The organism is Corynebacterium sp. MSK047, assembly GCF_030232285.1.
Taxonomy (GTDB): Bacteria; Actinomycetota; Actinomycetes; order Mycobacteriales; family Mycobacteriaceae; genus Corynebacterium; species Corynebacterium jeikeium_D.
This window is the reverse complement of record NZ_JASPJI010000036.1, coordinates 1-10,279: the sequence shown is the minus strand read 5'-3', so window position 1 is coordinate 10,279 and position 10,279 is coordinate 1. Positions and strand designations below refer to the sequence as shown.

The 10,279-nt window shown below is 60.9% G+C and carries 6 protein-coding genes and 3 tRNA genes; 1 reads left to right on the top strand and 8 read right to left on the bottom strand.

Annotation, left to right across the window (positions count from 1 at the left end):
* Nucleotides 1-141: 141 nt before the first annotated feature.
* The 4 genes from QP981_RS10835 to QP981_RS10820 form a co-directional block, all read right to left on the bottom strand.
* Nucleotides 142-214: transfer RNA gene (locus QP981_RS10835), tRNA-Arg, on the bottom strand.
* A 232-nt stretch (nt 215-446) separates the two neighbouring features.
* Nucleotides 447-4,106 carry a phosphoribosylformylglycinamidine synthase gene (locus tag QP981_RS10830; RefSeq protein ID WP_284858004.1) on the bottom strand — a complete coding sequence of 1,220 codons (3,660 nt, stop codon included), beginning with the start codon at nt 4,104-4,106 and terminating at the stop codon, nt 447-449.
* Between the two features lie 583 nt (nt 4,107-4,689).
* Nucleotides 4,690-4,765, bottom strand: a tRNA-Arg gene (locus QP981_RS10825).
* Nucleotides 4,766-4,768: 3 nt separating this feature from the next.
* Nucleotides 4,769-4,860 (bottom strand) — tRNA-Ser (locus QP981_RS10820).
* Between the two features lie 210 nt (nt 4,861-5,070).
* Between QP981_RS10820 and QP981_RS10815 the strand changes: the two genes are divergently transcribed.
* Nucleotides 5,071-6,210 (top strand): histidinol-phosphate transaminase, encoded by a 1,140-nt coding sequence (locus QP981_RS10815; RefSeq protein ID WP_284858005.1) that lies wholly within the window; start codon nt 5,071-5,073, stop codon nt 6,208-6,210.
* 14 nt (nt 6,211-6,224) lie between these two features.
* On the opposite strand, the gene QP981_RS10810 is transcribed toward QP981_RS10815, so the two are convergent.
* The 4 genes from QP981_RS10810 to QP981_RS10795 form a co-directional block, all read right to left on the bottom strand.
* The gene (locus QP981_RS10810; protein ID WP_224433578.1) at nt 6,225-7,118 is read right to left on the bottom strand and encodes a hypothetical protein; all 894 of its coding nucleotides are present in this window, start codon (nt 7,116-7,118) and stop codon (nt 6,225-6,227) included.
* The gene (locus QP981_RS10805) at nt 7,111-7,884 is read right to left on the bottom strand and encodes a hypothetical protein (RefSeq protein WP_284858006.1); all 774 of its coding nucleotides are present in this window, start codon (nt 7,882-7,884) and stop codon (nt 7,111-7,113) included. Before QP981_RS10805 ends, QP981_RS10810 begins: the two co-directional genes overlap by 8 nt.
* A 289-nt stretch (nt 7,885-8,173) precedes the next feature.
* Nucleotides 8,174-8,902, bottom strand: coding sequence for a hypothetical protein (locus tag QP981_RS10800; RefSeq protein WP_284858007.1), 729 nt, complete (start codon nt 8,900-8,902; stop codon nt 8,174-8,176).
* 58 nt (nt 8,903-8,960) lie between these two features.
* Nucleotides 8,961-9,713 carry a hypothetical protein gene (locus QP981_RS10795; RefSeq protein ID WP_284858008.1) on the bottom strand — a complete coding sequence of 251 codons (753 nt, stop codon included), beginning with the start codon at nt 9,711-9,713 and terminating at the stop codon, nt 8,961-8,963.
* Nucleotides 9,714-10,279 lie beyond the last annotated feature (566 nt).

The following is a 10,279-nucleotide window of genomic DNA, read 5'->3' as shown; positions in this document are numbered from 1 at the left end:
CTCAATCGGCATTCAAAAAGGCCAAATCTAACCCCCGCGACACGCCGAGCCAGACACACATTTTGACCCTTAACCCCGGAAAACCATCGATAAGTCAGGCAGACAAAAAGACCCGCACCTTACCGGTGCGGGTCTGCGTTGTGCGCCCGAAGGGATTCGAACCCCTAACCTTCTGATCCGTAGTCAGATGCTCTATCCGTTGAGCTACGGGCGCATTTTGTTGTTATTCAGCGACCCTGGGGTAATTCCCTCGGCCCCTGCAACGAATAGATACTTTACTCATCCTGCTAAGTTTTACAAAATCGCCTGTTCAGGCAACCTTTTCGGTACTTATTCAAGTACATATTCGTTGCACATTAACAACAGGTTTCGTAGCGGTTACCCCGGCCTATCCGAACAGGACCGACCGAGGTACCCCTGACCGAGGTAACGGAGAAACCGAGGAACTACTCGCCGCGGACCCAACGGACAGCGTTGCCGAAAATGTCCTGCTCACCAATGCCCGGAATGTTGCGCATCAGACCCTCACGGAAACGCTCCGGGTGGCCCATCTTGCCCAGAATCCTGCCGTCAGCACTGACAATGCCCTCAATGGCGTAGGAAGAACCGTTCGGGTTGGCTGGCGCTGTCATCGTCGGCACGCCCTCGGCATCGCCGTCGGCATCGACGTACTGGAAAGCGACCTGACCGGCCTCGAACAGGCGGCGAGCCTCGTCCTCGGAAACCACGAAACGGCCCTCACCGTGAGAAACCGGCATGAGGTGGGTCTGACCTGGCTCGAAATCGCGCAGCCACGGGGAATCCACGGTCGCGACGCGAGTAGTAGCGATGCGGGACACGTGACGCAGCTGGCGGTTGTGGGCCAGGGTCGGCGAGTCCTCGCGGAGCTGCGCCGGGTCGCCGTACGGCAGGAAGCCGGACTTGACCAGCGCCTGGAAACCGTTACAAATACCGAGCACAAGACCGTTGTCGGCCACGAACTCCTTGACGGCGGCTGCGACATCGTCGGAACGCAGGAACGCGGCGATGAACTTGGCGGACCCGTCCGGCTCATCGCCCAGGGAGAAGCCACCGGAGAACGCCAGGATGTCGGCGCCCTGAAGCTTCTCGATGAACGCCTTCGTGTCCTCCGCCAGCATTGCCGGGGTCAGGTTGCGGATTACGTGGAACTCGTAGGTAGCGCCCGCTGCGACGAATGCCTCGGCCATGTCGTACTCGGAGTTGGTACCCGGGAAGACCGGCAGCAGCACGTGGACATCCTTCTTGCCCGGGCTTTGCAGGTCGGTCTTGGTCTCGCTGACCTGGTTAGCGAACTCCGGCAGGGCCTCGCCCTCGTAGTCATTGAGCGGGAAGACCTCACGGTAACCGGACTCCATTGCCTCCAGAGCCTCGGCGACAGTGAAGGACTCCTCACCGAAGCGCAGCGTGCCCGACTCGTCGGTGGCACCGATCTTCACAGCACCCTCAACAGCACCCTCAACATCCTGACCAGCCGGAACAGCCACCACAATGGAGCCCAGCGGAGCCTCCGGAAGGGATGCCTCCAGGCCCACGCCATTGCCCACAGCCATGTTGACCAGGGTCGCAGCCAGATCCGCGTTAGTAACAGCCGAGGCCGCAGCCGGGCGCAGCTCCCGCACGGCAGCAAACAGTTCGTTGAGCTGCTCGTAGTTCGGTTCCCCGGACTCGAGCGGCTTGTGCGCAAACAGGTAGAGGTCGAAGTTACCTGCCGGGATTGCAGCAGAGACAGCGTCGGTCTCGTCCATCGCGGCAACTGCGAAGGTCACCAGGGTCGCCGGCACGTGCAAGTCCTCGCCGTAGGTGCCGGACATGGAGTCCTTACCGCCAATAGCCGCAACCTGGAAGCCATCCTGAGCCTCCAGCAGGCCAAGCAGAGCCTGCGCGACCTCGCCCCACCGCTGCGGATCCTGGTCCAGGCGCTGGAAGTACTCCTGCACACTCAGCCAGGCACCGCGCGGATTGCCACCGGCCGCCGCGAGCTTAGCCAGTGCCTCCACGACGGAGTAGGCACCCATGAGGTACGGGGACTCGTCGGCAAGCGATGGCGAATAACCCCAGGTCATGACGGACGCGGTGCTCGTGCCGCCATCGACCGGCAGCGTCTGGATCGACGCCTGCTCGTCGGTCTTCTGCGTCGCACCGCCGTACGGCATGAGCACGGTGGAGCGGCCGACGGTCGAGTCGAACTGCTCAATCATGCCCTCCTGGGAACCCGCCGTCGCCGCACGCAGCGACTCCAGCACGCTCGCCGGCGCCTGCTTTACGACGACGCCCTCCGCAGCAACCATCTCGACGTTCTGGGCGCGGTCGGCGCCGTTGGTGTCGATGAACTCACGGGAGAGGTCGAAGACGACCTCGTCACCCATGAACATGCGCAGTCGACCCGTGTCGGTGATGTCTGCCAGCGCGACGGCCTCGATGTTTTCTTCGGCAGCGGCGGCGATGATGAAGTCCGCATCCTCCGGGCGCACGACCAGCGCCATGCGCTCCTGGGACTCGGAAATTGCGATTTCGCGGGCATTCAGACCGGCGTACTTCAGCGGCACGCGCTCGAGGTGAATGTCGATGGAGTCAGCCAGCTCACCGACCGCAACGGACACGCCACCAGCGCCGAAGTCATTACAGCGGACAATCTTGGTGGCGACGTCCTCGCGGCGGAACAGGCGCTGAATCTTGCGCTCGTTGACCGGGTTGCCCTTCTGCACCTCGGCGCCGGAGCGGCCCAGCGAGTCCTCATCGTGAGCCTTCGACGAGCCGGTCGCACCGCCGACGCCGTCACGGCCGGTGCGGCCACCGAGCATGATCACCACATCGCCCGGCGCAGGTTCGAGGCGCTTGACGTTGTCTGCCGGGGCAGCAGCGACGACGGCTCCAAGTTCCATTCGCTTAGCGACGTATCCCGGGTGGACCAGCTCGCGCACACCAGTGGTGGCCAGACCGATCTGGTTGCCGTAGGAGGAGTAGCCGGCTGCGGCGCGGGAGGAAATATCGCGCTGCGGCAGCTTGCCCTCGAGAGTCTGCTCACGCGGAGTGTTGATGTCACCTGCGCCGGACAGGCGCATGGCCTGGTAGACCCAGGAGCGACCCGACAGCGGGTCGCGGATCGCGCCGCCGAGACATGTAGAGGCACCACCGAATGGCTCGATTTCGGTCGGGTGGTTGTGGGTCTCGTTCTTGAACATGAGGAGCCACTTGCGGTCATCACCCTCGACGTCGACATAGACGGAGCAGGCGTTGATTTCTTCGGAGACTTCCTGGTCATCCATGACACCCGTGCGACGCAGTTCGCGGCCCATGATGGTGCCCATGTCCATCAGGGTGCGTGGCTTGTGGGTGCGGCCGTTGAGCTCACGCAGCTCGTCGTAACGACGCAGCGCGCGATCCAACTGTGCGGCAAAGCGCGGCTCGTTGTTCTCGATGGAGGTCAGCTCGGTGTTGAAGGTGGTGTGGCGGCAGTGGTCCGACCAGTAGGTATCCAGCGCGGACAGCTCCACCTCGGTCGGAGTGCGGCCCTCGGAGCGGAAGTAATCCTGGATGGTCTTCAGGTCAGCCAGCGACATGGCCATGCCGTCGGCTGCGAGCAGCTCGGCCAGGCCTTCGTCATCCAGCTCGGTGAAGCCCGGGTACTCCTTCAGCGGCTCGATCTCGCCCATGCTCGGACGGCGCAGGACGCTCAGGTTCTTCTCCCCCGATTCGACCGGGTTGATGAGGAAGGAGCGCACGGCGTCATTCACCGGAGCATCGAAAATATACAGCGTTGCCGAGGTGATCTGCGCCTGCGTTTCCGGGCGGAGCAGGCGCAGGGCCTGCTCGGCGGCATCGGCACGCTGGTCGTACTGGCCAGGCAGCGGCTCGACAGCAAGGTAGTTCCCCAGCTCGGCGGGGGCCGGGAGCTCGACCAGCTCGTCGACACGCGAATCAGCAACTACCGACTCACGCAGCGCGACAAGATCCTCCTCCGTCGCATCGAAAGCATCGTAGAGATAGTAGATTGCCACCTCGCCGTCCTGGCCGATCGAGGACAGCAGCGTAGCTTCCTCATTGCGGAACTCGGGCTTACGGCGAACGGCTAGACGGGCGTCCATCAAGGCTCCTATCGAAATACGGGGAGGGCAACCGGGGTCTAAGTCTATTGCAACTGTTCAGGATAGGAAAATGTCCCCCGGTGTGCGAGGCGGCACGGGGCGGCGCGGGGCGGGGGCGGCGCAGGGCGGAAGCCCCGATTGACCAAGTACAAGGTCAGGCTAATCGGATTCGGTCGGGCAAAGGCTGCGCGGGGGTGTTGGAGGTACGGCCGTGGCGGCTCAGGGAGGTGGCGAGTCGGTCGGCAGGTCCGGGTTGGTGCCTGTTGCTGCGCTTTGCTACCTGTTGCTGCGCGTTGCTGAAGCAAGGGAGCTGGTTCGTTGTCTTATCGATGCATAGTTCACCTTTCGATTCGCTATAGCCTGGCCACAAGTGAACAACGCATCGACAAGTGCACACGTAGCACCCACAGCGCGCGCATAAGTGGCGCAAAACCATCGACAGGCCACGAGAAACCATCGATAAGTGGCCGAACCCTGGCCACAAGTGAAGGACCGCGCTGCCCCGCCCCGCAATGCCCCGGCTCGCGCTGCACTGCCAGGTAATAAAACAAAAAGACCCGCACCTACAAGGTGCGGGTCTACATGGTGCGCCCGAAGGGATTCGAACCCCTAACCTTCTGATCCGTAGTCAGATGCTCTATCCGTTGAGCTACGGGCGCGTGTGGCGGAGGCGAGAGGATTCGAACCTCCGGCCCGTCGCAAGACAGGCAACTCCTTAGCAGGGAGCCCCATTCGGCCGCTCTGGCACGCCTCCAAAACACTGGCATCGATCCCGCTTCAGCAAAGCTGTTCGCCATTGCGTGGACGAGACCAAATAACCGCAGCCAATCCTACAGAACACAAGAATTGAAAAGCAAAACACCCGCGGAGCCACCAAATACGGCGCCACAAATAGCGACCACACCTTGGGATTTTGCGGGGATTCTGTACTGCCCAATCCGGGCCATGTTCTACAGTTAGGCCTATGACCAACGATGCATCTTCAGTTCAGCCCAAAACCCGTGCCGACCTCGAGCAGGTTCCGGCCTATGTCCCGGGCAAGGCTGTGCCCGGCGCGCTGAAGATCGCGTCCAATGAAATGACCCAACCGCCACTGCCCTCGGTGGTGGAGGCCATCTCACAGACCATCGCTGACCCAACCACCAGCCCGAACCGCTACCCGGACATGGGCGCGGTTGACCTGCGCATTAAGCTCGGCGAGCACCTGGGTCTGCCCATCGAGCAGGTTGCGGTCGGCTGCGGCTCCTCCGCTCTGTGCCTGCAGCTCGTGCAGGCCACCTGTGAGGATGGGGATGAGGTCGTGTTCCCGTGGCGCAGCTTCGAGGCCTACCCCATTCTCGCTCGCGTCGCCGGGGCTACTCCGGTGCCGGTGCCGCTGGATGCGCAGGGTCGCAATAATCTTTCGGCAATGGCTGCCGCTATCACCGGCCGCACACGCCTGGTTTTCGTCTGTAATCCCAATAACCCGACGGGCACGACCATCACTCGCGAGGCTTTCGCGGAGTTTATGGCGCAGGTTCCGGGCGATGTTGTGGTCGCTCTCGACGAGGCGTACATCGAGCTGGTGGACGAGGCCACTCACGCCACTACCCCGTTGGCGCATGAGCTGCTGGATACCTACCCCAACCTGGTCGGTTTGCGCACATTCTCCAAGGTCTACGGCCTGGCTGGGCTCCGCGTGGGCTACATGTTCGGCCCGGAGAAGCTTGTGGAGGCCGTGAATAAAGTCGCCATCCCCTTCTCTGTGAACACCCTCGCGCAGATCGCCGCGCTCGCCTCGCTGGACGCGCAAGAAGAGCTCTCCGCCCGCATCGCTGAGGTCCGCACGCAGCGCGTCGCTGTCACCGAGGCCATCAATGCCGCCACCGGCCGCGAGACGGTGCTGCCGAATTCGCAGGCCAACTTCATTTGGATTGACGAGGGTCGGATTGCGGATCTCTCTTTGCTTGACGACGTCTCGGTGGCCACCCCCACGGATCTCGGTGACTTCCTGGCGCAGCGCAACATTCTCATCCGCTGCTTTGCCGGCGAAGGCGCTCGTATCACCATCACTACTGAGGAAGAGACCTCGCAGCTGCTGGCTGCGCTAGGAATTGAGCACTAGCAGCTATCGCTCAGCTAGCAGCTACCGGCGCGGCCGGTGGTCGCGCCACCGCTGCGCTCAATCGCCTTTGCGATGCGGTCAAGCATTTGCTGGCCGGTCTCATAGGTGCCGTCGTCAGGCTGGGCTGCGATAGCGACACCAACGAAGGTGCCCGGCTTCTTGCCCGGCAGATAGCCGAACTGTCGCACAAGGTAGACACCTTCATCATCTGGGCCCCACCCACCCTTGAAGTGGGCACCGCGGATGCGTCCGAGGCCGTAGGACTGCTCGTCGGCAATCTGCCCCATGAGGTCAGCGACCTTTGGGCCCGCCTCGATACACTGCAAATTGGCGCCGAAAATAGCCTGGTCGCGCAAATCCCACTGTGTCTGCCCGAAGACGGTGTATTCCGCACGGATGCGGTCAGTGCCCATGACGGTGCGGGTGTCGTGGCCCTCTCGGAGAATCTCGTCGGTGGTCGCGCCTGCGGTCGCATCATCGCCCAGGGAGTACCACATGGACTCAGCCGCATCATTATCGGAAACCGTGATTGCGGCTTCGACCAGGGAATCCACGCCCGATTGGCGCACATAAGCCACCGCGATGGGCACCTTGGAGGTAGACCAGGCCGGACCCGTTTTGAAGTCGCCCGTGGAAACCACTTCGGAATCCTTATCCGGCGTTGCCAGAGCGGCGCCGGCCAGACCACCGAGTTCCTTTTGCGCGGATTTCACGGCCTCGACAACTTCGCGAGGCATCTCACCGGGCACAACTTTCCCGTCGGAGGATGCTCCGCCGGGGCCGTCGTCAAGCGGATTGGACAGCGTCGGCGACGGCATGTCCGCCGAGTCGGTGCCGATGGTGCAGGCGCTAAGGCCGAGCGTGACGACGGCGGTTGCGGCCAGAGCTACTCGGAGACGTTTAGACAATGTGCACCGTCGCATTCGTACCGCCGGTGCAAGTGACAACCTCACCGTTATCGCGGCAGGTCATGCTGTATGTCTTGCCTGTTGTTGGGCTGCTAGCGGTGACAGTACCGTTGAGCTTCTTCGTAAGTTGGTACTGCTCAACGAAGGAATTGCGGACGTTGGTGGCAAACTGACAGGTCGTAGTGTTACCGCCGACATCTTCTGCATATACCAAGTTCAAATCACCCGGATCGCCCGAGCCGGAGCAGTGACGCCAGTTCGATGGCGGCTGGAACCCTTCAGCGCGACGCTTCTGCTCAGCGGTCGACGACGTGGAGGAACCCTCAGCACTAGCTGACTGAACCGACTGGGGCGAGTTGCTGCCAGCCGAATTCACTCCCTTCGAATCGGAGAAGTAGAAGTAAGCCATTGCGCCGACGAAGAGAGCGACCGCAACGAGTGCCAGGACAATAACCGCGATGGTCAGCCCCTTGTTGTCATTGCTCGGCGCAGCAGCCGGGCCAGCTTGCGGACCTGGAACATAGGGGGCGGGGCGGTATGGTTCAGGCTGCTGGGATTGTGGATACTGCTGCTGCAGATACTGCGTTTGCTGGTTCTGGGGCTGATAGTCCTGGGTTTGCCCCTCAGGCTGCTCCCACTGTGACCCATCCACAGCGCTCCACGCATTTGCCGGCGTATCAGCGGAGGGTTGATCATCTGACGTGCCCGGATTTATGCTCCACTCACCGAACGAGTCGTCCGAGTGGTTGCTCCGATTCGTTGCCATTGTTCGACCTTTTCCCTCAATACCGTCCGCCAGTATGACGCTGGGTTTGTATTACAGCAAGACCGAGCTTACCGGTTTTGGCAATTTGCCCGTATTGTTTCAGGCCACAGTACACGTTGGTCGGAGCAATTAAATTACCTCCGCAAAATTACCTGTGGCAGATTTCGGACACACGAAACCCCGACCGCATGCGACCGGGGGTTACGTTCTGCAATTCGCTCTCTATCCGGGGGAAGTTTTTACTTATCCCTCAGAGAGAACTGCCGCTAATCGCGACCTCGAACAGTCGTTAGAACGGCCACCACGACGGCTTCGCATTCTTGTTCACGACTACCTTTTCGCCGCCGACAACCCAGTTCTCGTTGGGGTTCAAAAGCGCGCCCACGTGGGCGTAGCCGCCGTTGTCGAACTCACCTTCGTAGTCCGGAGCCCGGTACGTGAAGTCAACGGAGACAGACTTCGAACTGCTGACAGTCGGGTTGTCCTTGAAGGCACCGAGGAAGCCGCCCTCCGTCCAGGACAGGCGCACCTGACGATTACCGTTGCGCTCGGTGTTGACGTACTCCCCCTCCTTCAGCGTGTAAATACCGCCGCCGAGGATATTGTCCTGCGACTGGCGAGTCACACGAACGAGCTCAAAGTCAGCCGGGATGTTGTGGCCGATTCCCCGCAGCTTGGCGTTGCCGTTGACACCGACGACCTCAATACGGATGGTGACCTCGTCACCCGGTCGGACCTCCTTACCGCGGATAATCTGCGAGTAAACATCAGCAGACCATGCCGGGCCACCGATGGTGCCGAGCTTCTTCTTCGGGGCGCTCGAGCCCGGCAGGGTCAGACCAGGCGAATTAAGTCCTGGCGAGTTCAGACTCGGCGAGGGCAGACCCGGGGACTGCGCCATGGCCGGAGCGCCGAAACCAAAGGTCAAGCCAGCTGCGAGGGTAACTGCGGCAATGGCGGTACGGGAGCGACGTCGCGGACGAGAGGCCGCGATGTTCTTGGAGTGCATATTGCGCATGATGGGAAAACTCTCTGTGAAAACCTGAAAACAGGCGCGGTGGAAAAGCTGGAATTACTTAGCGGTTAATGCCCAGCGACTGCAGGCTCGGCGACTGCAGGCTCGGGGAGCCCAGCGAGCCACCCGGAACACCCGGAATACCCGGAGCCGGCGCCTCCCGCTTCACAGTGAGCTTCGGTCCCATGTCATGCAGCTTCTCCACCGAATTGCTCGGGTTGAAGTGGATTTCGGTTCCGGTATTCAACGCACCGTCGGCAATTGCGTCCGTGACGCGGTACTTCCACTTGAAACTCACAGTCGATGTGGTCGGGGAGCCCCATGCCTGAAAGATGGTGCCGGCCTTAAACTCCACCGCACCGTTGTTAACGATTTCCAGCCACTTGTCTGACTCGTTCGGATTCGCCCACTCATCGTCGCCGACCTTGTACGTCGCCGAGTTGGCCACGTACTGCAGACCATTCGGAATGACATCGGTCATGCGCTGAATGTAGGACTTCGCACCCCAGATGTTGTTGTCCGTGTAGGTCAGAGTAAAGGTCACGACATCACCGGGCTTTACGACGGCACCAGCGACACCATTGACCTCAACAGATCGCATGACATTGGAGTTCTTCCAGCTATGCGTCGCGCTGGAGGAACCAGTACCGGTGACTTCGCCAATGGCGTCGGTGACGGTCTGAGTGATGGAATCAATGCTCGGCAGTTCCTGAGCATGTGCGGTATTACCGAATCCCGCAAAGGTCATACCTGCGGCTAGAGAGAGTGCAGCAATGCGAGCAATGCTGAGGTTACGTACGGTGCGAGTTGCCATCTGTCACGGGCTCCTTTTAACGATGCGAAGACTTGTGGTCGGAGTAGGCCAACATGGCGGTTCTCCAGTAGGAATGCACGCGTGATGCATCGGCGTGCGGTTCACTTGGCGATAGTTAATACGACACCTATCGACGGCGGCAACAAGTAGCCATTTTTCGAACATCAACCTAAAAATCGAAAACCTTGTCGCCACATCAGTCACAACAGTCACATGTCCGCACATGCATTACAGGTTTGGGCCGGCTGGAATACTTTTAACTATAGAAATACGCACTGCCCTGAAATGGCTGTTCCCCACCGCTGCCAAAATTGCCCCCATTTTCCATCCCGCGACAAAACACCCCAGATTGCCCCCTGTAACGCTGTTCAGGGGTATCCAACGGACCCAATTACACGCCCGGCCGACCACCCCATAACGGGGTTAACCACGGAAACCACCCAAAGGTCCGACTATCCGTCGCGGACCTGAGCACATACGCCAACTTTTAGGGTTAAGTAAAGAAAAGTGTGTCCGCATGCCACCATAACCCCAGACCACACACCACAAATCACCAAAGAATAGCT